Genomic DNA, 24,978 nt, shown 5'->3' with positions numbered 1-24,978 from the left:
TCCCGTAGCCTGCAACTCGCAACACAAACTATATGTCTAACTTTGTAGATTACGTAAAGATCCATTGTAAAAGCGGACACGGAGGTGCTGGTTCTGCCCACCTTCGCCGTGAAAAGTATATCCCTAAAGGTGGTCCTGACGGTGGCGACGGAGGTCGTGGCGGACACGTCATCATGAGAGGAAATGCTAATGAATGGACTTTGCTTCCACTCCGATACACCCGTCACATAAAAGCAGAACGAGGTGAAAACGGAGCGAAAAACCAGCTGACAGGAGCTGACGGTTCTGATATTTATATTGATGTTCCTATCGGGACTATCGCTAAAAATGAAGAAGGTGAAATTATTGGAGAAATCCTTGAAGATAAGCAGGAAATCATTTTGATGCAGGGAGGAAAAGGTGGAAAAGGAAACGAACATTTCAAATCCTCTACCAACCAGACTCCAAGATATGCTCAGCCTGGAATGGATGGTGAAGAAGGCTATGTGGTTTTCGAACTTAAAATCTTGGCCGATGTAGGACTTGTTGGATTTCCAAATGCTGGAAAATCTACACTTTTAGCCTCTGTTTCTGCGGCAAAACCAAAAATTGCCAACTACGCTTTTACCACATTGACTCCTAACCTTGGAATTGTAGATTACAGAAATTACAAATCATTTGTAATGGCTGATATCCCGGGAATTATTGAAGGAGCAGCAGAAGGAAAAGGCTTAGGACACAGGTTCCTGAGACATATCGAAAGAAACTCTATCCTTTTATTCTTAATTCCTGCTGATTCTGAAAATCATTTCCAGGAGTTTAAAATTCTTGAAAATGAATTGAAAGAATATAACCCAGAATTACTGGATAAAGATTTCATTGTTTCCGTTTCAAAATCTGATCTTCTGGATGATGAACTGAAAAAGGAAATCGCTGCAGAGTTCCCGGAAAACAAACAGCCTTTATTCTTCTCAGGAGTTACCGGAGAAGGTCTTATGGAGCTGAAAGATGCGATCTGGAAACAATTGCACGGATAAAAATGCATTGATTCATCAGTTTTATTTTGAAAATAGAACTGCATCATAAAAAATAGCCTCAGATTTTCTCTGAGGCTGTTTTTATTTATACAATTTCTTCCACTCAATATTTTAAACCATTAAGAAGGATGTAGGAAATAAAGAATAGTTAAGATGAATCATTCTGATTATTAAGCACAAAGCGAAGCTTACCTTAATACTCTTAAACTCTTATTAAATCTTAATGGTTCAAAAAATAAGGTTTAAATAGATTTTTCATTTTATATTTAACATAAAAACAAAGAAAGGTTTTATCTTTTGGAACAATTATTGGGAGATCCTTTCAAATTAAAAAAACTATGAAATATTTGCTAGCCATTTGTGCATTTGTATTTTTAACATCCTGTACAACTTCTCAAAAAGTGAATTCAAAATATGCTGCCATCGAATATGAAGCAACTCCATGCTTTGGATTCTGTCCAGTTTTTAAAATGACAGTCAATCCAGACAGAACTGCAGTCTTTGAAGCGGAGCACTTTAATTTTAATGATAAACCTTCGAAGGATGAGTTTTCAAAGCCACGTGAAGGAACTTTTAAAGGAACCATTAAAGAAGAAGATTACAATAAATTAATCAGTTTACTTGATGGCTTAAATATAAAAAGTTTGAATGATAAATACGGTGAGCACAATATCACCGATCTTCCAACGTCTTATTTAAGAATCAAATTCGCTGACGGAACTTCAAAAAATGTGGAAGACTATGGAAAACGTGGAAGTGAAAAGCTTTCGGAAGTGTATCAGTTTTTTGAAAACTTAAGAAAGAATCAACAATGGAATAAAGTGAAATAGATTCACTAAAATATTTAAATTATCTTTGTAACAGTAATTCCTTCGTTTGGAGGAATTATTTTTTTTTAAAAACTTTTAATCATTTAAAAATAAATATGAAGAAGAACATTTTCTTTATCACAGTATTTGCTTTCTCAGCAATATTTAATGCACAAGAAAACACAAAAGATCAAGCATCTATGAGCTTTGGCGTAAAGGGAGGATATTCATTATCCAATATGAAGTTTTTTGGAACCGGGCTGGATTCAAAATCCTATTTTTATTTAGGTATTGCAGCAGAGCAGCCTTTATCTTCTAAATTTGGCTTACAGGCTGAATTACTATACACTCAATTGGGTGGTAAAGACGCTTATCCCTGGTATGAGTTGGTAGGCAATGAAGTGGTAGACGTGGGTGATATGCACTTTAATTACAAATTCAACCAGATACAGGTTCCCATTTCAGTAAAATATTATATTGTTCCAGAGCTTTCTGCTTCTGTAGGGATGAACTTAGGATTTAATATATCATCCAAAGTAAAAATGAATACTGTTTTTGATGAGGCTGAAACCCACAATTACGAATCTTTAAAAACCTTGAATTTATTTCCTTTTCTGGGTGCAGAATATAAGATTAATCAAAAGTTTTTTGTTGACGCCAGATACAATTTCAATTTTATAGAAATGAATAAAAGCAATGCTGTTCCTACTAAAATTGGATTTCTTCAGGCTGGTGTAGGATATAGATTTAAATAAACATTAGTTTTTACATCAATAAAATGACTGCTCATATACGGGTGGTCATTTTATTTTATATCCTTAGCAGGATCTTTATAAAAACCTAAAATACTAAAAGGATATCTTAATTTTTTTTAAACTACCTTTGCAGAATGTAATTCTTTCAGACTGAAGGAATTTTTATTTAAATTTTAAAATAATTCATTTGAATTTTACAGACTTAAACTTAATAGAACCTATTGCAAAAGCAATCCAGGAGCAGGGATACACGACTCCTACTCCTATCCAGGAAAGATCTATTCCTGATATTCTGGAAGGCAGAGACTTTTTAGGTTGTGCACAAACAGGAACAGGAAAGACAGCAGCTTTTTCCATCCCTATCCTACAGAATTTATCCAAAAATAAAATTCCCAATAAACATATAAAAGCGTTAATCCTTACTCCAACCAGAGAACTGGCTATTCAGATTGAGGAAAATATTAATGCTTACGGTAAATATCTTCCTTTAAAGCAACTTGTTATTTTCGGAGGAGTAAAACAAGGAAATCAAGAGGCAGCTTTGAGAAAGGGTGTTGATATTCTGGTAGCAACTCCGGGAAGACTTCTGGACTTTATTGCTCAGGGAATCATCAGTCTGAAAAACCTGGAGATTTTCGTTCTCGATGAAGCAGACAGAATGCTGGATATGGGATTCGTACATGATGTAAAAAGAATCATTAAGCTCTTACCTCAGAGAAGACAGACTTTATTTTTCTCGGCAACAATGCCTGGTGAGATTCAAAAGCTGGCCAATTCTATTCTGAACAATCCTGTGAAAGTAGAGGTAACACCCGTTTCTTCTACCGCAGATACCATCAAACAATCTGTATACTTTGTAGAAAAAGACAACAAACTGAATTTGCTGTCTCATATTCTGCAAAATGACATTTCAGACTCTGTATTGGTTTTCGCCAGAACGAAGCACGGTGCAGATAAGATTTCAAGAAAACTTCAGAAGGATAATATCTCAGCAGAAGCAATTCACGGTAATAAATCTCAGAATGCAAGACAAAATGCCCTGAACAATTTTAAATCCGGAAAAACAAGGGTTCTTGTAGCGACAGATATTGCAGCAAGAGGAATTGATATTGACGAACTGAAATTCGTGATCAATTTTGAGCTTTCTGATGTTTCTGAAACCTATGTACACAGAATCGGAAGAACAGGAAGAGCCGGAGCTGAAGGTAATTCCATCTCTTTTGTAGACGGACTTGATCTTTTGAACTTAAAGAATACTGAAAAACTAATTGGAAAGAAAATTCCTGTGATCAAGGATCATCCTTTCCATACTGATGATCTTGTTGCCCAGAAAAGGGATTCGAATAACAAACCTGTTCCTGCAGGGGGTGGGAAGCCCAAAACAACAGGTAGCGGTAATAATTCAAGATCGAATAACAACCGTAAAAAGCCTGCAGCGGGAGCTTCAGTAGGATTTAAAAAACCTAAGAATAAGAATTTCACCAGAAAGAAATAAAAACGAAACCCTTTTCAAAAACGAAAAGGGTTTCTATTTATCTTAAAGCTCAGAACTTTATAATTTAAAAAGTTTCTTTGCATTTTCTGTCGTGATGCGGTCTATCTCAGAAAAATCTTTTCCATAGATATTCACCAGTTTTCCGGCCACCAGATCAAGATAGGAGCTTTCATTTCTTTTTCCTCTGTGCGGAACCGGAGCCAGATAAGGAGAATCTGTTTCCAGAACAATTTTATCCAAAGGAATTTCGTTCAGAAACTGGTCTATTTTCCCATTTTTAAAGGTCACTACCCCACCGATTCCTAAAATAAAATTAAGATCAATAGCGTGCTGTGCCTGTTCCAGATTTCCTGAAAAACAATGAAAGATTCCTCTTAATTTAGGATGTTTTTTTCTTTCCAATACGTCAAACGTTTCATCAAAACTTTCTCTTGTATGGATCACAATCGGAAGATCTTTTTCTATCGCCCAGTCAATCTGCTGTTCAAAGGCTTTTACCTGAATATCAAGTGTTGTTTTATCCCAATATAGATCAATTCCGATCTCTCCTATTGCCGGAAAATGTCTCTGATCAAGATAATTTTTTACGATTTCAAGTTCTTTTTCCCATGATTCAGGTTTTACATAACAAGGATGTAATCCCATCATTGAAAAAATCTGTCCCGGATATTCTGTTTCCAGCTGCAGCATTTTCTCATGCGATTCAGAATCGATAGCAGGAAGATAAAATTCTGTAATCCCTTTATCTAAAGCTCTCTGAATGGCTTCTTTTCTGTCTTCATCAAATTCTTCTGCGTATAGATGTGTATGTGTATCAATCATTTTATGTAAAATTTCAATAGATCTTCGTAAGGGTTTTCAAGTCCCAGCAATAGTCCGAAAGCGGGTTCTGTTTTTATTCCCTTTTTTTTAAGTTCTATTATTTTCTGTTTAAATTTTTCTCCTTTTTCCTGTAATATTTTGTATTCAGCAATCATATGAAGGTATGCATTCTGCTCTGTTGTAGGCTTATTCTGTCCAAAAATCTCAATAGGAAACCCGTCCAGCATAAAATTTAATGTAATGCATTTCTCTCCGTTTACAATAGGATATTCTACTTCTACATGGTGAGGAATAAGCTGACAAAATAGTAAATCATCCAAAAAATCCTGTTCATATTGTAAATCCACTTCGAAAATAAGATCCAGATCGCTTCCTTTGATATCAATCTCAATAGGAACAGTTCCAGCTAAAATTGGGGAATAATCCTTCAATTTTCCGAAAACACGATACTTTGTAAGAATTTCGTACGCTTTTTTCTGTCTTTCATTCCCATCTTTCAGATAATCAATTCTGGTGAAATCAAGCATTTAAAATATTTTATGTTTTACCTTTTTACGCTGCATTTCAATTCTTTGATCCAGCTTTTCTCTGAATTCTATAAATTTCGGATCTTTCTTATCACTGGTTTTATGTTCCAGAGCTTTAACGATCTTAAAATTTTCTTTGATAAAATCCTGCGTTTCTTCTGAAAAATAAGATTTTCCAAATTTCTCAAAAATATAATTAACCGCTTGGGTACTTGGATGAATCATATCTTCCTTGTAAAAACGATAATCCCGGAGATCATCCATTAAAATCTCATAAACAGGCAGATAATGGCAGTCTTCAAACATAGAAATAGACTCGTGAATAGCAGTAATGAGTTTGGATTTGCTCAACTGATTTTCTACCATTCCATCTTTTGTATGCCTTACTGGTGACACAGTAAACAGGATTTGTACTCCTTCTTTGCAAATGTCTTTCAGATCCAGAATGGTGTGGTAAATCGAGCTTGTTAATTCCTGATGGGAAAGCAGTCTTTTCTCAAAAAACTTTTGTGGAATCTTGTGACAGTTGGCCACCAGTTTTTTCTTGGGAAGAAATTCATAGATAAATGAAGATCCGTAGGTGATGATGATCCAGTCGGCTTCCTGAAGAAAGGCATTTCCCGCTTCAATAGCTCCGTTAATCTTATCTAGGGTCTGATGAATATATCGGGTATCAAAACTGGTGTGATGGTCCAGAGAAATATATTCTTCGTTGTAAGTGATCAGTTCCTCTTCTTCATAAAATGCAGAGTCATGTAATCTGTTGACCGCATTATTGATAGAAAAAGGATTAAAAATAGTCCCAAAAGGGTTATTGAGAGTCTGAAGTTGCCCGTCCTGGAGTAAATCCGTCATCTCAGAGGCAAAACATGAACCTATTGAAAATATTTTATCTTCAATCTCAATCTTCTTTTCTGATGCGGGAATGTCAACTTCTGTTCTGAATTTCATTGTATAAGGATTAGGCTGCAGAAAATAAGTAGCGGGTAAATTGCTATTACCTGCTACCTACCCTCTGCTACCTATATTAACTTTCTCTTCTCAACAAATAATTTGCCAGTTCGATAAAAGGTTTTTTCTTTTCTTCCGGAACATCAATTTTCTGAAGATAGCTTTGTCCGATCTCATTATGCTTTTCAATCAGACGTAATGCTTTCTCATCCACTTTTGTTCTTCTGAAAATCTTTTCTACTCCATATACTTTATCAACATTTTCAGTCTTTTTAGAATACCAGTAGTCCAGTTCTTTTCTTTCTTCGTCTGTAGCATGTTCTCTTGCTAACAGATACAAAACGGTTTTTTTGTTTTCGTAAATATCTCCTGCATGTTTTTTACCAAACTGAGCCTGATCTCCGAATACATCAAGATAATCATCCATAATCTGGAAGGCAATTCCGATATGTTTTCCGAAGTTGAAAATAGCTTTGGCATCTTTAAAATCAGCTCTTGCAATCAAGGCTCCGATTTCAAATGAAGAAGCACTCAATACTCCGGTTTTATAGGTAATCATTCTGATATAGTCGTCAAAAGTAACATTTTCCTGAGTTTCAAAGTTGATATCATACTGCTGCCCTTCACAAAGCAAAAGCCCTGTGTGGGTAAATATTCTGATACAAGCTTTGAAAATTTCAGGTTCAAGATCTTCAAAGAACTTATACGCTTTCAGCATCAGTCCGTCTCCGGAAAGAATTCCTACGTTAAGACCATGTAAAGTATGAATGGTTGGTTTGTTTCTTCTTAAAGGAGCTTCGTCCATAATATCATCATGGATCAGGGTGAAGTTATGGAAAAACTCGATAGCCAATGCCGGTTTGATCGCCTGTTTAAGATCTCCGCCGAACATATCACATGCCATCAGCACCATAATAGGACGAAGACGTTTCCCACCATGGGAAATAATATAATTCATCGGATCATACAGCTCCGAAGGTTTATCTTTAAAAGTATATTTAGTGATGGCATCTGCAACAATCTGCTGGTATCTGTCTAAAAATTCCATAAAATCTTATAATTTGAACAAAAATACGATTTTTCAAGGCTTTATAAAACAAAAAACTTTGCCCAAATGGACAAAGTTTGTATAATTATATGATTTGTTTTTTAGAAAAGGAAAGTTACTGCGAGATAGGTAATTGCAGCTACTATTGCAGAGATTGGAATGGTAAGAACCCAAGCCCAAAGTAAGCTTACAGTGATTCCCCATCTTACCGCTGAAATTCTTTTCGTTAATCCTACCCCGATAATAGAACCTGTAATCGTGTGTGTAGTAGATACAGGAATACCGAAGTGGTCTGTGATGAATAAGGTAATAGCACCTGCAGTTTCTGCACTTACTCCTTCTAATGAAGTTACCTTGGTAATCTTAGTTCCCATTGTTTTGATGATCTTCCAACCACCGCTCATGGTACCTAAACCAATAGCAAGGAAAGAAACCAGAGGAACCCAGATATAGTGCTGTGCAAAATAATCAAAACGTTCTGCAGAAGGAATATTCAAATACTGCGCATCCTGAAGCATATTAACGTGATAATAGATTACGGCTGCACCAATGATCCCCATTACTTTCTGTGCATCATTCAAACCGTGTCCCAAGCTGAATAAGGCTGAAGAAGCCAGCTGTAATCTTTTGAAAGACTGGTCTGCTTTGTGTGGGTTTGATCTTTTATAAAGGTGTACAATGATCAGAGTAATAATGATCGAGATAATCATCCCTATGATCGGTGCCATGAAAATGAACAGGAAGATAGGAATTACTTTATCAAACTTTACGACACCCTGCTGTGTTACCTGGCTGAAAGCTTCTTTAATGGTATCCCACATCCCAAGCCCGGGTTGTGCTGCCGCCACATCATGATAATCCATCATGAAAGCATGCATAAGAGCTGCTCCTAAGAAACCTCCGATCAGCGTATGTGAAGATGATGAAGGGATCCCGAACCACCATGTCAAAAGGTTCCAGGCAATTGCGGCGATAAGGCCGGAAAATATAACTTCAAGGGTGATAAAATTCTCGTTAACTGTTTTGGCAATTGTATTACCAATTTTGAATTCTCCAATAATGTAAGCAGCAATAAAGAACGCTGCAAAGTTCCAAAGTGCCGCCCACAGTACAGCCTGGAATGGAGTTAAAACTTTTGTAGAAACTATAGTTGCAATTGAGTTGGCAGCATCATGGAAACCATTGATATAATCGAAGATCAGGGCCAGCGCAATAATAACTACAAGTAAAATCGGAAATTCCATTTTTTGCTATGTATTAGGCGTATTTAATCATGATGTTCTCAATCGTATTGGCAACATCTTCTGCTTTGTCTGTTACAATTTCAAGGTAGTTCAATACGGATGAAACTTTAATAATGTTGATCGCATCATTGGTTTCAAATAATTCTACCATTGAATTGGAAAGCAAATCGTCAGCAATATTCTCAATAGAGTTCACTTTAATACAAGCTTCTTTCACCTGCTCCATGTTTTTGAACCCTTTAAGGTTTTTCATTGCATTCTGAATTTCAAGACATGCTTTGTGGATCAGTAAAGAGAAGTCTGAATAAGCCTTCATCTCAGGTGATTTGTAAAGGAAAATATATTTTGTGGAGGCGTAGATATAATCAGCGATATCATCAAGTCCTGTTGCCAGTGTGTGGATATCCTCACGGTCAAAAGGTGTAATGAAGTTTTTCCCTAATTCTACGAAAATTTCGTGAGTAAGTTCATCATTCTTGTGTTCGAAGTCGCTCATTTTCTTCAACATTGAATCGTCATTAAGATCGAAATCCTTGATTCCTGCGTTGAATTCTTCTGACATTGCAACTAGATTTTCAGTTACTTTTTCGAAAAGTACAAAGAAGATTTTATCTTTTGGTTGAAAAGCGTGGAAAATATTACCAATTCCCATTGTTTAGTATTTATAATTCGTGTGCAAATTTCTTAAAAAAGGATTGTACGTGAAACTATATAACATTAAGTTTTGTTAACATTCGCTTACCTACTGATTATCAAATAAAAAAACCGGCATTAGCGCCGGTTTTGTATGATGTAAGAAGAGATTAGTTTGCTACTTCAGCTCTCATATCTTTTCCTTTAAACTTCATGGATTGAATATTGCTCAACACATTATCTTTGAACGATTTTTCAACTTCGAAGAAAGAGAATTTCTCTAAAATTTCGATATCACCGATTTCAGCTCTCTTCTTGCTTTTTCCGCCAGCAGTAGCTTTGTTGATAATATCTAAAACATCAAGTTTCTTCAAATGGTCTTTTTTACCAAGGTTGAAGAAGAATCTTACCATGTTTTCATCTCTTCTTCTTGGTTTTCCGCCACGATCTCTGTCTCTTCCACGCTCTCCTCTATCTCTGTCGCGACCTCTATCTCTGTCTCTGTCACGTCCACGGTCTCTTCTTGAGTAGTCGTCATCTCTGCTGCTTAATTTCTGCTCAACAAGATCGTGCTTGTCTTTGTAGTATAAAGCAAGATCTTTCAGCTGGAACTGCAGAAGCTGGTGTACCAGTTCTTCTTTTGTAAAGTTGCTCAGATCCGGGATTAAGCTATCATCAAATTCGAAAAGATCCTCGTGCTCCGTCAATAATTTTTCGAATACACCACCTACCTGAGCTTTGATAATATCATCACCTGTAGGGATTGTTCTTTCGTTAATTTCAATTTTCGTTGCCGATTTGATCTGCTTCAGTTTTCTGCTTTCTTCAGGTTTAATCAAAGCCATAGAAATACCATCTTTTCCAGCTCTACCTGTTCTTCCGCTTCTGTGAACGAATACTTCAGGATCATCTGGTAAAGAGAAGTGAATAACGTGAGTAAGAGAGTTTACATCCAATCCTCTTGCTGCAACGTCTGTAGCGACAAGAATATCGATGTTTTTCAATCTGAATTTCTTCATTACGGTATCTCTCTGTGCCTGAGAAAGATCACCATGAAGAGCATCCGCGGCATATCCGTTCTGCATTAAGAAATCGGCAACCTCCTGAGTTTCCATTCTCGTTCTACAGAAGATAATGGAATACTGGTTAGGGTTTGCATCGATAAGTCTCTTCAATGCTTCTTTTTTCTGACGGTATCCTACAACATAGTATTCGTGAGTAATGTTCTTCTTCACTTCGTTGATAGAACCTACTGAAATACGATGTGGTTTTGTAAGATAATTTTTGGAAATTCTTTCCACTTCTTTATTCATCGTTGCAGAGAATAAGAAAGTTTGTTTTGTTTCCGGAGTTTCGCTTAGAATGGTTTCCAATTCGTCTTTGAATCCCATAGAAAGCATTTCATCAGCTTCGTCTAATACTAACCAATGAATCGCAGAAAAGTCTAATGCTTTTCTGTTGATAAGATCAATTACTCTTCCCGGAGTTCCCACGATAATCTGTGGCTTATCCTTCAAAGATCTCATCTGCTCTACAATACTACTTCCACCATAAACTGCAGTTGTCTTGATGTCTTTCATATACTTAGAGTAATTCTTTATGTCCTTCGAAATCTGAAGACATAATTCCCGTGTCGGACAAAGCACCAATAATTGGATTTTGCGACTCGTATCGTCAATCATATCCAAAATCGGAAGCGAAAACGCTGCTGTTTTGCCTGTCCCTGTCTGCGCAAGTGCGATCAAGTCGCGAATATCTGAAAGAATAAAAGGGATAGTCTGTTTTTGGATTTCTGTTGGGCTTTCGTAGCCCAGTTCGCCAATTGCCTTAAGGATATCAGGACTTAAATTGGTTTCCGTAAATAAATTCATTAACTATTTTAAAATTTTTGCAAAGATACAATAAATATTTGATTTGTTTTTGAATAAATTTTTAAATATGCAAACTTAAATTCACAATCCTTTAATATATTTTTAATTTTTTGAAAATTAAATCCAAAAAAACAAGGCTTGGGTTAAAAAGTTGTTAAACATTATTTTTTTTTATTAAATTGGATTGATTTTTTCAGTGTTATTTATGAATTTTCAAAAATAAAGCCATGAAAAGCAAATTTTTCTTTTTGATATTCTCATGCCTAGTCGTTGAAATATTTGCCCAAACACCCCATTATCCATCCGCCTGGACTCTGGAAAATTGTATTGAATACGCTAAGGAGAATAATATTTCCATTAATTCTCTCCGGCTTTCAAAAAATTCTGCCCAACAGGATCTTCTTCAGGCAAAAGACGCAAAATACCCCAATGTAAGCGGAACCGTTTCACAAGGACTTTTTGCCCTCAATGGAAGTGACGGACTTCACATGACCGGAGCACAATCCCAAAGTATCGGAGCCAATTCTTCCATGACCCTTTATCATGCCAACTATATTAAAAACAATGAAGCTTCTAAGAATCTTCTGGTACAAATGGCAGATTTGTCTGTACAGGAATCCGAAAATAATATCACTTTGAATATTACTCATGCCTATCTGAATATTCTGATGAACCAGGAAAATATCATTTCCCTTGAAAATGTTCTGAAAACTACCCAAACTCAGTTAAAACAAGGGGATCAACTGTATAAAGCCGGAAGCCTTTCCAAGTTAAATTATCTTCAGATCCAGTCTCAGGTCGCTCAGGATCAGTACAACCTGGTAGCCGCTCAGAACAATCTACGAACCAATACTGTTAACTTAAAACAAATTCTACAGCTGCCTTCGGGTTATGATTTTCAGATTGTAAAACCCGACAGTATTATTGTTGATGACCAGTTAAAACCTCTACAAGATGTTCAAAATCTGGCACAAAATCGACGCCCGGAAGTAAAATACGGTGAACTGAATGTAGAAAACTCCAATACCAATCTAAAAATGGCTAAGGCATCTATCCAGCCGACATTAAGTCTGGTAGGAAATATTTCCACCAATTATTCCAACGGAAACGGAAATTATTTTAACCAGCTGGGAAACAATTTTTATATGCCTATCGGATTAAGTCTTGGCATTCCGATTTACAACAACAGAATTTACAAAACACAGATTGAAAAATCAAAAATTGCCATCGAACAGGCCAACCTCGACTTACAGAACACTAAAACGATCCTGAATCAACAGGTAGAACAGTCTTATATCAATCTTCAGAATGCATTGTCTCAATACGATTCAGCTTCTCAACAAATGAATATCAGTAAGCAGAGTTATGACATCGTAAATGCCCAGATGAAAATCGGAAGCATTGATTACGTACAGCTTCAGCAGCAACGATTGCTTTATATACAGTCTGTTCAGAATTATCTTCAGGCAAAATATACGGCAATTCTCAATAAACAGATCTACGAATTTTACGCAGGTAACCCTATAAATCTAAAGTAAGCTATGAAAACAAAGAATAAAAAATGGTTGTACTGGATTGTGGGCGGCATCATTGTCCTAGGTGCAGTCTGGTTTTTCTTCATCCGGGAAAAAGAAATAAAAATACAGCTGGAGACCGTGAAGCCTGATATGGGAGAAATTTCAAATTCCATTACCGCTACAGGAACTATTCAACCTGTTGATACTGTTGCAGTAGGTACTCAGGTATCGGGAATCATTAAAAGCATTTATGTTGACTTTAATTCTACGGTGAAAAAGGGGCAACTACTGGCTACTTTAGATCCGGATCTGCTACAGTTTCAGTCGGAGCAGATCAAGGCCAACCTTCAGAATGCAAAGAGCAATCTTGCTTACAATGAAATCAACATCAACAGACAATCCCAATTGTACAAAGTGGGCGCTATCAGCAAAGCGGATTATGATGTTGCCACTAATCAGTACAATGCCGCAAAAGCTCAGGTAGGTTCTGTAAATGCCCAGCTTTCCACGGCTAATAAAAATCTGTCGTTAACCAATATTTATTCTCCCATTGACGGAACGGTACTCAACAGAAATGTAAGTGAGGGACAGACAGTGGCTTCAAGTTTCAGTACTCCTACCCTTTTCAGTATCGCCAAAGATCTTACCAAGATGAGAGTACGTGCCTCCGTGGATGAAGCGGACATTGGAAATGTAAAAGTAGGTCAGAAAGCCACATTTACAGTAGATGCTTTTCCGGATGAGACTTTTGACGGTGAGGTTTCGGAAGTTCGTCTTCATCCTACCGTTTCATCAAATGTTGTGAATTATACCACCATCATTAATGCAGATAATTCAAGCTTAAAACTGAAACCGGGAATGACAGCCAACATCACAATTTACACCCAGGTTTTAGACAACATCATGAAAATTCCGGTAGCGGCTACGAGTTTCAGGCCCGACAGTCTGGTCATTAAAAAATACAAAGTAAACTCTCCATTTGCCAATGGTAAAAAACATGAAAAAGGACAATGGAAAAATCAAAACAAAGGAACTGAAAACAAAAACGAATCTGCGGTATGGGTGATTTCAAAAGACAGTACCATTTCCCGTAAAAAGATAAAAACAGGAATGGATAATGACACCGAAATACAGGTCGTTTCAGGATTAACTAAAAACGACAATATCATCACCGGCTATAAAGTTTTGTCGAAAAAATCTTCTGGCGGACAGGCTAAAAGCCCATTCATGCCTCAAAGAAGAGGTAGTGGAAACAACAGAAACAGCGGTGGCGGTGGTGGCGGACCAAGATAACAAGAGTTTATATTGATGACCAATCAACCAGCAACCAGCAAACCTAAAACAAAAAGTCATGGCAGAAAAAATTCTGGAGATTATGGATCTGAAAAGAGAATTCAGGATGGGCGAAGAAGTTGTTCATGCACTGAAAGGTGTAACCTTTACCGTGGAAAGAGGCGAATTTGTCACCATTATGGGAAGCAGCGGCTCGGGAAAATCCACCTTACTGAATATTATTGGCTGCCTGGACAAACCTTCAGGAGGAGATTATATTCTGGATGGTGTTAACATTAAAAATCTTGACCGCGATGAGCTGGCTGTTCTGAGGAATCAGAAAATAGGTTTTGTGTTTCAGTCTTACAACCTTCTTCCCAGAACTACAGCAAAAGAGAATGTAGAACTTCCACTTCTTTATAACTCAAAAATATCTACAGAAGAACGCCACAAAAGAGCCATAGATGCTTTGACTGCAGTAAAACTTGAAAGCAGGATTGATCACCTTCCGAATCAGATGTCCGGAGGTCAACAACAGAGAGTCGCTATTGCCAGAGCTTTGGTCAATGAACCCGTCATGATTCTTGCAGATGAAGCTACAGGAAATCTGGATACCAGAACTTCCTATGAAATTATGGCACTTATGCAGGATCTTCACCATCAGGGACGAACCATTGTTTTTGTAACCCACGAACCTGATATTGCTACTTTCAGCAGCAGAACGGTTACCCTTCGGGACGGAAAAGTGATTAAAGACATCAAAAATGAGAATATAAAATCAGCCAGAGAAGCCCTGGAAAATCTTCCGGTAAATGATGATTATAAATAATTTTAACCTGAAAATTTATCGCAATGAACCTCTCAAATCTCTTCAGAATTGCATGGAAAGCCCTTTTAAGAAATAAGCTTCGTGCATTTTTAACGATGCTCGGTATTATTATTGGGGTCGCTTCAGTGATTGCAATGACCGCTATTGGAGAAGGTTCAAAAAAAAGTATCAGTGACCAGCTTTCTTCGATGGGTTCCAATATGATTACCATACGTCCGTCCAGTAATGTGAATGTTTCCGGAGGAGCAAGAATCGGTGCTTCGGGATTACAGACTTTGAGACCTCAGGATGCAGACGCTATTTCAAAAGGAGCTCCTGATGTTTCTTATGTCTCCCCTGCCGTACAAACCAACGGACAGTCTATTAACGGAGCCAATAACTGGCCTACCCAGCTACAGGGCGTGAATGAGGAATATTTTAGTATCAGAGACTGGAGCATTGCAGAAGGCAATCTTTTCACCAAAAAAGATGTTAATTCTTCTAATAAAGTCTGCCTTTTAGGCCAAACAGTTTACAACAATTTATTTCCCAACGGTGAAGAGGCTGTAGGAAGCATCATCAGATTCAATAAAGTTCCTATGAAAGTGATTGGAATTCTGGCGCCAAAAGGATCTAATGCCTTCGGACAGGATCAGGATGATGTGATCATTGCCCCGTTCAACACCGTTCAGAGAAGATTTTTAGGAATTACCTATGTTCAGACCATTTATGCAGCTTCTTCGAATGAAAACACTTCACAGCAGGCAACAGATCAGGTGTCAGAGATTCTGAGAAAACAGCATAAACTGCCTGTTGACGGAAGCAATGATGATTTCAGTGTGAGAACTCAGGCTGAGCTTATCTCAACCATGAGTTCTACCAGCCAGCTTCTGACGGTACTTTTATCAGCAATTGCAGGCATTTCCCTTATTGTAGGAGGCATCGGAATTATGAATATCATGTACGTTTCCGTAACAGAACGAACTAAAGAAATTGGGTTGAGAATGTCTATCGGAGCAAGAGGAAAAGATATTCTGTATCAGTTTCTTATTGAAGCGGTACTGATCAGTATTACCGGGGGAATTCTTGGGGTACTTTTAGGCATCCTTTCTTCGGAACTGGTTACTTTTTTCCTTTCATGGCCCACTTTTATAACAGAATCTTCCATTATTGTTTCATTCATTGTCTGTGCTGTGACGGGAGTATTTTTCGGATATTATCCTGCACTGAAAGCGTCAAAACTGGACCCAATCGAGGCGTTGAGATATGAATAGTTTTTGTACATTTGAGTTATGAGATTCGGGATTCGGGTTGCGAGATTCGGGATTCGAGGTACGAAGATTCCGGGTTTAGAAACCGTTTTGAATCTCACATAATAACGGAGTTATTTAGACTTATAAAAAATATTGAAAATATTAAAACCATTAAGAAGGATTTAAGAAATAAAATAGAGTTAAGATGAATCATTGTGATTTTTAAGCTTAAAGCGAAGCTTATCTTAATACTCTTAACACCTTAAGATCATCTTAATGTTTCAAAAATAAAAGTTTAAACAAGTTCAACAATAAAAAACACTTAACACAATATGTCTGCAAGTATATCTTCCAAAACATTTGATTTTTTAAACAAATTAAATAAAAATAACAACCGCGATTGGTTTAATGAAAATAAAAATCTATATACAGAATCTCAGCAAAATGTGGTTTCATTCCTAGATGAACTTATCAGAGAGATGTCCGGTTTTGATGAAGAACTTGCTAAAATAGACAGTAAAAAGGCCTTATTCAGAATTTACAGAGACACCCGTTTTTCCAAGGATAAATCTCCTTATAAAACCAATTTCGGCGCTTCCCTGGGAATGGGAAAAGGAAATCAGAAAGGAGGTTATTATCTTCACATGGAACCTGGAAAATCTTTTTTAGCCGGAGGAATTTATATGCCGGAGTCTTCCGTACTGAAAGAAGTTCGTAAAGAAATTTCTTTGTATGGAGACGATTTTCTAAAAATTCTCAACAATAAGGATTTCAAAAAACATTTTCCGGAGCTCGATCAGGAAGACAAACTGAAGAAAATACCTCAGGGTTTTGAAAAAGAAGATCCTATGGGAGAATATCTGAAATTGAAGAACTTCATTGTTGTTTATTCCCTGAAAGACGAGGAAGTACTGGATAAAAATGCAGTGAAAAACATGAGCAAAGTTTTCAAACTAATGAAACCTTTCAACGATTTCCTGAATACCCCTTTTCTTTAGAACCTTTCTTTTTAGGATCTACTGATTTTTAACCACAGATGACACCCATTCTCACAGAGGGTTGGAGTTATTTGGATGAAATTAAATTGTATTGACTTTTAAAAGAGACCCTTGTCATATACAGATGTCTCTGTGACAAATCATATATATATTAAAATTCAAGGGGGCTACAAAAGCAAATTCCAAAACTATATACTGAAAATCAAGTCTTTATAATTAACATTTTTTTAAGAAAGTTTTACATTTTTACGTATCTTTGCTATTCGCCAAAAAGCCAAAGATGTCTTTATACCAAAAAATTGCAGAGAAACTACAGTACATAAGCCCGAATTTCTACAAAAAAAGATATTTTAAAGCTTTAAATAATCTTAACAAAAATAACTTTTCGGAACGTAATGTAGAACCGGAATTGGTATGGATCAAAGAATACCTTCCTAAAAATGCTGTGATACTGGATATTGGTGCCAATGTGGGAACTTTTCTCTATCAGCTGGAAAATACTTTGAAGCATGAGCATATTTATGGTTTTGAACCTAATAAAAAGCTTTACAGAAGACTGAAAAGATTATTTTCAGATATGCACATTCTTCCATTGGCTCTTTCGGATGAAAACAGGATTGCAGAGTTCAAAGTACCCATTATTAATGGAAAAACGATTGCTTCCCGCGGTACTTTAAACACTTCTTACAAAGAAAAAGGAGAAGAGAAAAGCTACACGGAGCAGGTAAAAGTTATTAAGCTTGACGAATGGGCAGCGCTGGAGCATTTCAACAGACTTGATTTTATCAAAATAGACGTTGAAGGAAATGAAATAAAGACCCTTTCCGGCGCGAGAGAAACTATCAGACAGTTCAAACCAACCCTTATGGTTGAGATGGAACAAAGACACCATGAAACGCCTATCTGGAATGAGATATCCGAAGTGATGAGCTGGGGATATGATGCCAAATATCTGAACAGAAACAGCTTCACGCTGGAGGATCTTACAGAAGATATTATTACACAAAATACAAACGACGAAAAAAATAAAACTCAGTACATCAACAATATTATTTTTATACCTAAAAACATTTAAAACAACTTTATGAGTGTAGTAGCGAGACAAGGCTTCAAATATTCCATTATCGGTTATATTGGTTTTTTGCTGGGCACCGTTTCCGCAATATTTATATTTCCGAATGATTTTGAATTTTACGGAAAACTGCGCTACATTCTTCCGACGGCTGAAATGCTGGTTCCTTTTGTTGTTTTGGGTATTTCCTATTCGAATGTGAAATTTTTTCACAAAGTAGAAAAAGAGGGTAAAAAACAGAATATGCTGTCACTGTCACTACTGGCGGTTTTTATCAACTTTGTTATTTTCACGGCTGTTTTTTTTGTGCTGCCCTATTTTTACCCAAAATTCAGGCATTCCGAAGCATGGAAAATCAAGGAGATGATTCTGCCATTGATTTTAATTCTTTCTTTCTGTGCTATTTTCAATAAATATACGTCCAATTATAAAAGAATTGTAGTTTCCAATATTTTTGATAACCTGTTTCCGAAAATAGCCAATCTGGGAGCATTCTGTCTTTTTTTCTTTGCTTTATCACAGAATATTACAGCTTCTACGTCTCAGATCATTGCCTATGCTTTCTTTTTTGGAATTTTCTTTTTAATGCTTTTGGGATATATTTATTACACCAACAAACTGGAAAAAATTCAGCTGGATTTTAATACCGATTATTTTAAAAAGAATAATTTCTGGAAGGAGTTTTTCAATTACAGTTTCTTTGGATTCCTGGGAACTTTTGGAAATTATCTGGCGATCAACAGCTTTATGATCGGAGAATTTATGGGAATGGAAGAGGTTGGAATCTATTCTGTCCTTTATGCTCTGATCTCATTGATTTCTATTCCACAGCTTGGATTATTTAATATTTCAGCACCCATCATCAACAAAACTCTGGCAGACGGAGATATGGTGGAACTGGACAGATTTCACAAGAAGACATCCTTAACCTTATATTTCCTTGGAGCTGTTTTATTCTCCTGTATCATGGTAGGATTTCCTTATCTGACGCAGTTTATGCCAAAGAACGGAACCATGCTCAGAGAATATGAACCCGTTGTCTGGATCTGGGGTTCTGCAGTATTGATAGACCTTGCTACAGGATTCAACGGGAATATTATTTCGCTTTCAAAATATTACAGATTCAATATTCTGGTGATGCTTTTGCTGGCCGGATTAACTATCGGACTGAATTATTATTTCATTAAAAATACACACCTGAAACTGATCGGAATTGCCTTATCTACTGCTATTTCACTGACCATTTACAATGTCGTAAAAATCATCTTCAATTACATCGTATTTAAGGTTTCACCTTTGAGCATTGAAATGATTTTTGTCTCCATTATCTGTACTTTAGCGATTACAGTAGCCATTGTTCTTCCGAACTTCAACAGTAATCTGATTAATCTTATTTACAAACCTGCGGTTGTCCTGATACTGATCTATGTCGGAAATTACTTTACCAAAATTTTCCCCGTTGAAGATTATCTGAATATGAGGTTTATTAAGAGTGTATTTAAGATAAAATAAATGCTTTTAAGACGGAAAGATAGAATAATCTGAAGCTTTTTACAGCAAGCCTGTTAGAAATTGTTCCAGTTTTTTCTGAACCTCTTTCCTGCTGTATATTGTATAAAAATCAAATGGATTTTCAGAAACGGTTTTTAGCTGTTCAAGAACATTTTCTTTTTCAGGAATAATAAAACTCAGTTTGGAAGGATAATTTCCCGGAAAAACAGCCAGTTTTCCATAAGCTATGGCATCGCCAAGGTTTCCCGTCATTTTACTAAGTCCATACGTTTCTTTCATGCTGAAAAATTCTGTATCCTGTTGAATCGGACACCACAAAACATCTGCTTTCCGCATCCATTGTTCAAAGTCTTCCGGGGAAACTCTTTCTGAAAAATAGGTGATTTCAATATTTTCAGGTAATTTTCCAGACAGATTTTCAAGCTGTTTTAATTCGTGTCCGTTTGCTTTTCCAAGGAATATAAACCTGCAGCGTTTATCTGTATTGAGTTTCTGAAGGGTTTCGAAAATATAATGATAATTTCTTCTTTTCTGAGAAACGCCGCCAGGAATGACCACCAGAAGATTTTCATTTTTTACCTTGTCAAAATCTCTTGTATAAAACAGCGGCAAATACTTATATTTTTCTGAAACCAATGCCTCATCCAATACGAAAAGATTTCTTGAAGTCTGATAAACCTTGGTTTTGTAGAACAATCCCTCTTTAAGCCATAACTTTAATCTGAAAATAAAATCTTCTTTAAAAACGCTTTTCATCAGATCCAGCTTTGAAGCTTTTATAAAATTAAGATTATGAGTAATGATTGCGGTATTGTACTTTTTAGTAACTGCTAAAAATGTATTGAAATAACGATGTACAGTCCCAATTACAACCAGATCATACTGCTTTCCCTTTAACTGATCCAAAATCATAGAACTATCCGACAAAAAAACAGCTTCATGACGGTGGCTCACCTGATCTTTGATTCTTTTTGAAAAATAATAGTCTACCGCAAAATCCTGAGAACCTTCCATAATATCTATGAAAGCCTGGGCAATTTCCGCGTGGGTATCTATTTCTATGTAAGCTATTTTTTTCACAGGCTAACGGGAGTTATATCTTAAGTTTTGGCTAAAGCCAATGGATTTTTATTTTTTTAATTAAACGGGCTAAAGCCCGTTTCTATTGATAAATATTTAATGTACCTTTTACATTTTCAGCCATTTCTTCTTCAACATTCTCCAACGTTGATCATTAACGGCTTTCTGTTCTTCTTTGGTAATTTTCAGTTCTAATTTCTTTGATCTGCAGCTTTCATAAGATGTAATAATATCGAAGAAAAATGAAGCAGATTTGCTTTTCATAGCTTCTTTTGATGAGGCAATATAAGCCAGAAACCTGTTCAGTCCCAAGAAATAAAAATATCTTCCGTAATAATCTGCAGGGCGTATCGTGTAGTCGGCTCCTTTTACTTTAATCAGCTTTACATGGAGCTCCGGAAGTACCACTTCTTTCCATCCATGATTTTCCAACAGTATGGAATCAATATTATCCCAGCCCAATGTTTCCCTTAAACCACCGATCTGCACAAAGCATTCTTTACGGTAAGCTTTCATAGGACCTCTTACGTGATGTTTATTTGAATTTCCTTCATACATCCAGTTTCCATCTTTTTCTATGTACAGAAGACCTCCTACAAGTCCGTATTCAGGATGAGTGATAAAAGCTGTTGCTACCGCTGTGAGATAGTTGTCCGGAAGAATGATATCAGCATCAAATTTACAGATGATGTCAAATTCATCCATATTTTGAGTCTGAAGTCCATTTTTAAAGGCATGAACCACTTTAGAACCTGGCTGATGTTCAGATTTCTGAAGATTGACTGTTTCAAAACGGGAATCAGTTTCTGTATATTTCCTGATGATCTCAGACGTTCTGTCCGTAGAGCCATCATTCACTACCACTACTTTAAAGTCTTTGCTGCTTTGCTGCTGTAAAGAATCAAGAGTAAATGGGAGGTTATCTTCTTCGTTATGGGCAGGAATTATGATTAAAAACCTCACGAATTATAGTATAAATGATGAATAATAAATGATCAATGATGAGAAGCTTTTGAGGGCATCAATTACCATTGATCATTTATCTTTGATGATTTTATTTGTTATGCGGTTTCAGCATGTTTTTAGGATCAAGAATTTCATCCAGTTTTTCCTGGGAAAGAATTCCTTTTTCCAAAACAAGGTTGTAAACACTTTTCCCTGTTTCCAATGCTTCTTTTGCAATCTGTGTAGACTGTTTGTATCCGATATATGGGTTCAATGCCGTTACAATCCCGATGCTGTGTTTCACCATATTCAGGCATACTTCTTTATTGGCAGTAATTCCTACTACACATTTGTCACGAAGCGTATCCAAAGCGTTGCAAAGGAAGTTGATATTTTCCATGATGGCATGAGAAAGTACCGGTTCCATTACATTCAGCTGTAATTGTCCTGCTTCTGCGGCAAAAGTGACAGTAAGATCATTTCCAATTACTTTGAAACAAACCTGGTTAACCACTTCCGGAATTACAGGATTTACTTTCCCTGGCATAATCGAAGATCCCGGCTGCATTGGCGGAAGATTGATTTCAAAAAGACCCGCTCTTGGACCTGATGAAAGTAATCTTAAGTCGTTACAGATTTTAGATAGTTTCACTGCAAGACGTTTTGTTGCTGAAGAATAAATTACATAAGATCCTGTATCGGGTGTTGCTTCTACTAGATCCGGTGCTGAAACAATCGGGAATCCTGTAATCTGAGCTAAGTTTTTAGCACAAAGAGTAGCATATCCTACCGGAGCATTTAAGCCTGTTCCAATAGCAGTCGCTCCCATATTTACTTCTACAAACAGGTTGGCGTTGTTATTCAGTTTAGAGATATCCTCCTCCAAAGTGGCTGCATAGGCTTCAAATTCCTGCCCCAAAGTCATTGGAACGGCATCCTGAAGTTGTGTACGTCCCATTTTAATTACATCATGGAACTCCTGTCCTTTTGCACGGAAAGCCGTGATAATTCTTTCCAGTTTTTCTACCAGCCCGATATTCATCTGGAGCAATCCCATTTTGATTGCCGTAGGATACGCATCGTTGGTAGACTGAGAAAGGTTGATATGGTCATTAGGTGAACAGAATTCATATTCTCCTTTATTTTTTCCTAATTTTTCCAATACGATATTAGCGATCACTTCGTTCGCATTCATATTGATGGAAGTTCCTGCTCCTCCCTGAATCATATCTACCGGAAACTGCTCATGATATTTCCCTGCTACAATTTCATCACAAGCTTCTGCTATTTTGAAATACAGGTTTTCGTCTAGAAGTCCCAATTCATAATTGGTTTTAGCCGCTGCTTTTTTTACAAATGCCAATCCTTTAATGAAATCAGGATATGAAGACAAAAGCTGTCCTGAGATTTTAAAATTGTCGATAGCTCGTTGTGTCTGAACCCCATAATAAGCATCTAAAGGCACATTCAGTTCGCCTAATAGATCACTTTCTTTTCTGAAATTTTCCATTACAGATATTTTACTGTTTTTGATCGTTTAAAGATAGCAAAAACGCATCTAACCGATGCGTTTTAATTTGAATTATTTTGTTGGATATTTTTGATTTAAAGCCTGGAGTATTGCCCATGTTTCAGCATCCATAATTCCGTCATAATTCTGTGGACGGAAGTGGTACTGGAATGCTTCAATTGTTTTTTTCGTAGCATCATCCCATTTTCCGCTAAGATCAATTGCATATCCGAATTTCTGCAATGAAGTCTGAATAAGGAAGATAAAGCTGGAATCGTTATACCTTGCAGCCAGGTCTGCCTGTGCGGGCTCAAGATAAGTCTGTTTCGCTGCTTCATCATACCACATTCCCACCTGATATTCATCATAAAGCTTTTTCCATGGGAACATAGGTCCAGGATCCTGTTTTCTTGTGGGAGCAATATCTGCATGTGCCAATACATTCGTAGGCTGGATCTGATATCTTGTCACAATATCTTTCACAAGGGCGGCTACTTTTTTCACCTGTTCATCGCTAAATGGAGCAAAAGTTCTTTTCCCTGTACTATCTGTAGTATAACCTGTATTTACAATTTCAATACCGATAGAATTATCATTGAGATTTTTGTCATTTCTCCACGCGCTAACTCCTGCATGATATGCCCGTTTATTTTCATCTACTAACTGATAGATCTCGTTATCTCCTGTATTATTTACCAGATAATGGGCACTTACAGCCTGCTGGGTAAGAACGGTAAGAGATTTATCATCTGCAAGAGCCGTATAATGTAGTATCAGATAACGTTGTCTGAAATTCTGAGCAACTGCCGGAAAATACGTTTTCACCACTTTATATCCTGCTGGTTTTGCAGATACAATGGAACCATAACTTGCCGTATTATCATTTTTTGTTGGGTCTGCTATATTAGTAGTAAAAAAGTCTACTCCATGATCAGATACAACTTTTGGTTTTGGAGCAACCGGAGGTGTTGTCTTAACAGTTGGTTTCGCCTGTGTTATTGGGGTTTTCGGTTGGTAAGTATTTTTTTTTACATTTTGTTGAGAAGTACATGAAAAAACGAAAGTACTTAATCCGATGATATATAATGTTTTACGCATCAGTTTGGTTTTTGAATGATTTATTACCTCAAAAATACACAAAAATTTCTTGAATTTTATTTGGTAAATAAAGAAATCTGTTCTATATTTGCACTCGCAATAACGGAACAACGATCATTAAAAAATAAACAAAAAGGAGGGTTGCCGGAGTGGTTAACGGAGCAGTTTGCTAAACTGTCGACGCGAAAGTGTCGCAAGGGTTCGAATCCCTTACCCTCCGCTCTTCTTATATATTCGGGGCGTAGCGTAGTCCGGTCATCGCGCCTGGTTTGGGACCAGGAGGTCGCAGGTTCGAATCCTGCCGCCCCGACTTTTTAATATGCTTATTTACTAAGCGAGAATCAACTTTTAAGGGTGCGTAGCTCAGCTGGATAGAGCATCTGCCTTCTAAGCAGACGGTCAAAGGTTCGAATCCTTTCGCGCTCACATAAAGACTTACTATTTTTAGTAGGTCTTTTTTGTTTTATTCCTTACTCAAAAATCATTGTAAATCAGATTGGATAGAGCATCCCGATTTCAATCGGGACGGTCAAAGGTTCGAATCCTTTTGCGCTCACATAAAAACTTACTATTTTTAGTAGGTCTTTTTTGTTTTATTCCTTACTCAAAAATCATTGTAAAGCAGATTGGATAGAGCATCCCGATTTCAATCGGGACGGTCAAAGGTTCGAATCCTTTCGCGCTCACATAAAGACTTACTATTTTTAGTAGGTCTTTTTTGTTTTATTCCTTACTCAAAAAT

22 protein-coding genes and 3 tRNA genes are annotated in these 24,978 nt (G+C 36.7%); 14 read left to right on the top strand and 11 right to left on the bottom strand.

From position 1 onward, the window contains the following. Positions 1-32 precede the first annotated feature (32 nt). The 4 genes from obgE to DDF69_RS14480 all read left to right on the top strand — a co-directional run bounded on the left by obgE (position 33) and on the right by DDF69_RS14480 (position 4,075). Positions 33-1,016, top strand: a complete 984-nt coding sequence (gene obgE / locus DDF69_RS14495; protein WP_076596748.1) for a GTPase ObgE — start codon at positions 33-35, stop codon at positions 1,014-1,016. Between the two features lie 338 nt (positions 1,017-1,354). Continuing rightward, on the top strand, positions 1,355-1,846 hold the full coding sequence (locus DDF69_RS14490; protein ID WP_114821403.1) for a DUF6438 domain-containing protein: 492 nt from the start codon (positions 1,355-1,357) through the stop codon (positions 1,844-1,846). 95 nt (positions 1,847-1,941) lie between these two features. Further along, complete coding sequence (locus tag DDF69_RS14485; protein WP_114821402.1) at positions 1,942-2,580, top strand: porin family protein; 639 nt, start codon at positions 1,942-1,944, stop codon at positions 2,578-2,580. Positions 2,581-2,767: 187 nt separating this feature from the next. Beyond that, positions 2,768-4,075, top strand: coding sequence for a DEAD/DEAH box helicase (locus DDF69_RS14480; RefSeq protein WP_114821401.1), 1,308 nt, complete (start codon positions 2,768-2,770; stop codon positions 4,073-4,075). Between the two features lie 57 nt (positions 4,076-4,132). On the opposite strand, the gene DDF69_RS14475 is transcribed toward DDF69_RS14480, so the two are convergent. The 7 genes from DDF69_RS14475 to DDF69_RS14445 all read right to left on the bottom strand — a co-directional run bounded on the left by DDF69_RS14475 (position 4,133) and on the right by DDF69_RS14445 (position 11,171). Continuing rightward, entirely contained in the window at positions 4,133-4,897 is a 765-nt protein-coding gene (locus DDF69_RS14475) for a TatD family hydrolase (RefSeq protein ID WP_114821400.1), read from the bottom strand. After that, complete coding sequence (locus DDF69_RS14470) at positions 4,894-5,424, bottom strand: DUF4269 domain-containing protein (RefSeq protein WP_114821399.1); 531 nt, start codon at positions 5,422-5,424, stop codon at positions 4,894-4,896. Before DDF69_RS14470 ends, DDF69_RS14475 begins: the two co-directional genes overlap by 4 nt. Then, on the bottom strand, positions 5,425-6,375 hold the full coding sequence (locus DDF69_RS14465; RefSeq protein ID WP_114821398.1) for a GSCFA domain-containing protein: 951 nt from the start codon (positions 6,373-6,375) through the stop codon (positions 5,425-5,427). A 76-nt stretch (positions 6,376-6,451) separates the two neighbouring features. Next, positions 6,452-7,423, bottom strand: coding sequence for a polyprenyl synthetase family protein (locus DDF69_RS14460; protein WP_062676428.1), 972 nt, complete (start codon positions 7,421-7,423; stop codon positions 6,452-6,454). 101 nt (positions 7,424-7,524) lie between these two features. After that, a complete protein-coding gene (locus tag DDF69_RS14455) occupies positions 7,525-8,667 on the bottom strand; it encodes an inorganic phosphate transporter (protein ID WP_034700227.1) in 1,143 nt (380 codons plus the stop codon). 13 nt (positions 8,668-8,680) lie between these two features. Continuing rightward, positions 8,681-9,319, bottom strand: coding sequence for a DUF47 domain-containing protein (locus DDF69_RS14450; protein ID WP_065393534.1), 639 nt, complete (start codon positions 9,317-9,319; stop codon positions 8,681-8,683). Positions 9,320-9,470: 151 nt separating this feature from the next. Next, the gene (locus DDF69_RS14445; RefSeq protein WP_114821397.1) at positions 9,471-11,171 is read right to left on the bottom strand and encodes a DEAD/DEAH box helicase; all 1,701 of its coding nucleotides are present in this window, start codon (positions 11,169-11,171) and stop codon (positions 9,471-9,473) included. Positions 11,172-11,398: 227 nt separating this feature from the next. On the opposite strand from DDF69_RS14445, the gene DDF69_RS14440 reads away from it, so the two are divergent. The 7 genes from DDF69_RS14440 (at position 11,399) to DDF69_RS14410 (ending at position 19,603) form a co-directional block, all read left to right on the top strand. Then, positions 11,399-12,709 carry a TolC family protein gene (locus DDF69_RS14440; protein WP_114821396.1) on the top strand — a complete coding sequence of 437 codons (1,311 nt, stop codon included), beginning with the start codon at positions 11,399-11,401 and terminating at the stop codon, positions 12,707-12,709. A gap of 3 nt (positions 12,710-12,712) precedes the next feature. Further along, entirely contained in the window at positions 12,713-13,981 is a 1,269-nt protein-coding gene (locus DDF69_RS14435) for an efflux RND transporter periplasmic adaptor subunit (protein ID WP_114821395.1), read from the top strand. A gap of 58 nt (positions 13,982-14,039) precedes the next feature. Beyond that, the gene (locus tag DDF69_RS14430; protein WP_114821394.1) at positions 14,040-14,789 is read left to right on the top strand and encodes an ABC transporter ATP-binding protein; all 750 of its coding nucleotides are present in this window, start codon (positions 14,040-14,042) and stop codon (positions 14,787-14,789) included. A gap of 23 nt (positions 14,790-14,812) precedes the next feature. Then, a complete protein-coding gene (locus tag DDF69_RS14425; protein WP_114821393.1) occupies positions 14,813-16,042 on the top strand; it encodes an ABC transporter permease in 1,230 nt (409 codons plus the stop codon). Between the two features lie 311 nt (positions 16,043-16,353). Next, positions 16,354-17,019: a DUF2461 domain-containing protein gene (locus tag DDF69_RS14420; protein ID WP_114821392.1), complete on the top strand. Its 666-nt coding sequence runs from the start codon at positions 16,354-16,356 to the stop codon at positions 17,017-17,019. Between the two features lie 280 nt (positions 17,020-17,299). Next, the gene (locus tag DDF69_RS14415) at positions 17,300-18,094 is read left to right on the top strand and encodes an FkbM family methyltransferase (protein ID WP_114821391.1); all 795 of its coding nucleotides are present in this window, start codon (positions 17,300-17,302) and stop codon (positions 18,092-18,094) included. A gap of 9 nt (positions 18,095-18,103) precedes the next feature. Then, positions 18,104-19,603: a lipopolysaccharide biosynthesis protein gene (locus DDF69_RS14410; RefSeq protein WP_114821390.1), complete on the top strand. Its 1,500-nt coding sequence runs from the start codon at positions 18,104-18,106 to the stop codon at positions 19,601-19,603. Positions 19,604-19,642: 39 nt separating this feature from the next. Here the strand turns inward: DDF69_RS14410 and DDF69_RS14405 are convergent, their stop codons facing one another. The 4 genes from DDF69_RS14405 to DDF69_RS14390 form a co-directional block, all read right to left on the bottom strand. Beyond that, positions 19,643-20,683, bottom strand: coding sequence for a hypothetical protein (locus DDF69_RS14405; protein ID WP_114821389.1), 1,041 nt, complete (start codon positions 20,681-20,683; stop codon positions 19,643-19,645). 108 nt (positions 20,684-20,791) lie between these two features. After that, a complete protein-coding gene (locus tag DDF69_RS14400; protein ID WP_114821388.1) occupies positions 20,792-21,646 on the bottom strand; it encodes a glycosyltransferase family 2 protein in 855 nt (284 codons plus the stop codon). Positions 21,647-21,737: 91 nt separating this feature from the next. Then, entirely contained in the window at positions 21,738-23,138 is a 1,401-nt protein-coding gene (gene aspA / locus DDF69_RS14395; protein WP_114821387.1) for an aspartate ammonia-lyase, read from the bottom strand. Between the two features lie 72 nt (positions 23,139-23,210). Then, positions 23,211-24,236, bottom strand: a complete 1,026-nt coding sequence (locus DDF69_RS14390; protein WP_114821386.1) for an N-acetylmuramoyl-L-alanine amidase — start codon at positions 24,234-24,236, stop codon at positions 23,211-23,213. Positions 24,237-24,371: 135 nt separating this feature from the next. On the opposite strand from DDF69_RS14390, the gene DDF69_RS14385 reads away from it, so the two are divergent. The 3 genes from DDF69_RS14385 to DDF69_RS14375 all read left to right on the top strand — a co-directional run bounded on the left by DDF69_RS14385 (position 24,372) and on the right by DDF69_RS14375 (position 24,662). Then, a tRNA-Ser gene (locus DDF69_RS14385) sits at positions 24,372-24,456 on the top strand. Between the two features lie 15 nt (positions 24,457-24,471). Continuing rightward, a tRNA-Pro gene (locus tag DDF69_RS14380) sits at positions 24,472-24,546 on the top strand. Positions 24,547-24,588: 42 nt separating this feature from the next. Next, positions 24,589-24,662: transfer RNA gene (locus tag DDF69_RS14375), tRNA-Arg, on the top strand. Positions 24,663-24,978 lie beyond the last annotated feature (316 nt).

Origin of the sequence: Chryseobacterium sp. KLBC 52 (assembly GCF_003347605.1) — a bacterium.
Taxonomy (GTDB): Bacteria; Bacteroidota; Bacteroidia; order Flavobacteriales; family Weeksellaceae; genus Chryseobacterium.
This window is presented reverse-complemented; position numbering and strand designations above follow the sequence as displayed.

What these genes read in the sequence shown, in the direction of transcription:
- DDF69_RS14390 (WP_114821386.1), bottom strand. Translation starts at nt 24,236, where the DNA reads ATGCGTAAAACATTATATATCATCGGATTAAGTACTTTCGTTTTTTCA.
- DDF69_RS14485 (WP_114821402.1), top strand. Translation starts at nt 1,942, where the DNA reads ATGAAGAAGAACATTTTCTTTATCACAGTATTTGCTTTCTCAGCAATA.
- DDF69_RS14455 (WP_034700227.1), bottom strand. Translation starts at nt 8,667, where the DNA reads ATGGAATTTCCGATTTTACTTGTAGTTATTATTGCGCTGGCCCTGATC.
- DDF69_RS14450 (WP_065393534.1), bottom strand. Translation starts at nt 9,319, where the DNA reads ATGGGAATTGGTAATATTTTCCACGCTTTTCAACCAAAAGATAAAATC.
- DDF69_RS14460 (WP_062676428.1), bottom strand. Translation starts at nt 7,423, where the DNA reads ATGGAATTTTTAGACAGATACCAGCAGATTGTTGCAGATGCCATCACT.
- DDF69_RS14420 (WP_114821392.1), top strand. Translation starts at nt 16,354, where the DNA reads ATGTCTGCAAGTATATCTTCCAAAACATTTGATTTTTTAAACAAATTA.
- DDF69_RS14440 (WP_114821396.1), top strand. Translation starts at nt 11,399, where the DNA reads ATGAAAAGCAAATTTTTCTTTTTGATATTCTCATGCCTAGTCGTTGAA.
- DDF69_RS14430 (WP_114821394.1), top strand. Translation starts at nt 14,040, where the DNA reads ATGGCAGAAAAAATTCTGGAGATTATGGATCTGAAAAGAGAATTCAGG.
- DDF69_RS14465 (WP_114821398.1), bottom strand. Translation starts at nt 6,375, where the DNA reads ATGAAATTCAGAACAGAAGTTGACATTCCCGCATCAGAAAAGAAGATT.
- DDF69_RS14425 (WP_114821393.1), top strand. Translation starts at nt 14,813, where the DNA reads ATGAACCTCTCAAATCTCTTCAGAATTGCATGGAAAGCCCTTTTAAGA.
- DDF69_RS14435 (WP_114821395.1), top strand. Translation starts at nt 12,713, where the DNA reads ATGAAAACAAAGAATAAAAAATGGTTGTACTGGATTGTGGGCGGCATC.
- DDF69_RS14410 (WP_114821390.1), top strand. Translation starts at nt 18,104, where the DNA reads ATGAGTGTAGTAGCGAGACAAGGCTTCAAATATTCCATTATCGGTTAT.
- DDF69_RS14470 (WP_114821399.1), bottom strand. Translation starts at nt 5,424, where the DNA reads ATGCTTGATTTCACCAGAATTGATTATCTGAAAGATGGGAATGAAAGA.
- DDF69_RS14415 (WP_114821391.1), top strand. Translation starts at nt 17,300, where the DNA reads ATGTCTTTATACCAAAAAATTGCAGAGAAACTACAGTACATAAGCCCG.
- obgE (WP_076596748.1), top strand. Translation starts at nt 33, where the DNA reads ATGTCTAACTTTGTAGATTACGTAAAGATCCATTGTAAAAGCGGACAC.
- aspA (WP_114821387.1), bottom strand. Translation starts at nt 23,138, where the DNA reads ATGGAAAATTTCAGAAAAGAAAGTGATCTATTAGGCGAACTGAATGTG.
- DDF69_RS14490 (WP_114821403.1), top strand. Translation starts at nt 1,355, where the DNA reads ATGAAATATTTGCTAGCCATTTGTGCATTTGTATTTTTAACATCCTGT.
- DDF69_RS14475 (WP_114821400.1), bottom strand. Translation starts at nt 4,897, where the DNA reads ATGATTGATACACATACACATCTATACGCAGAAGAATTTGATGAAGAC.
- DDF69_RS14445 (WP_114821397.1), bottom strand. Translation starts at nt 11,171, where the DNA reads ATGAATTTATTTACGGAAACCAATTTAAGTCCTGATATCCTTAAGGCA.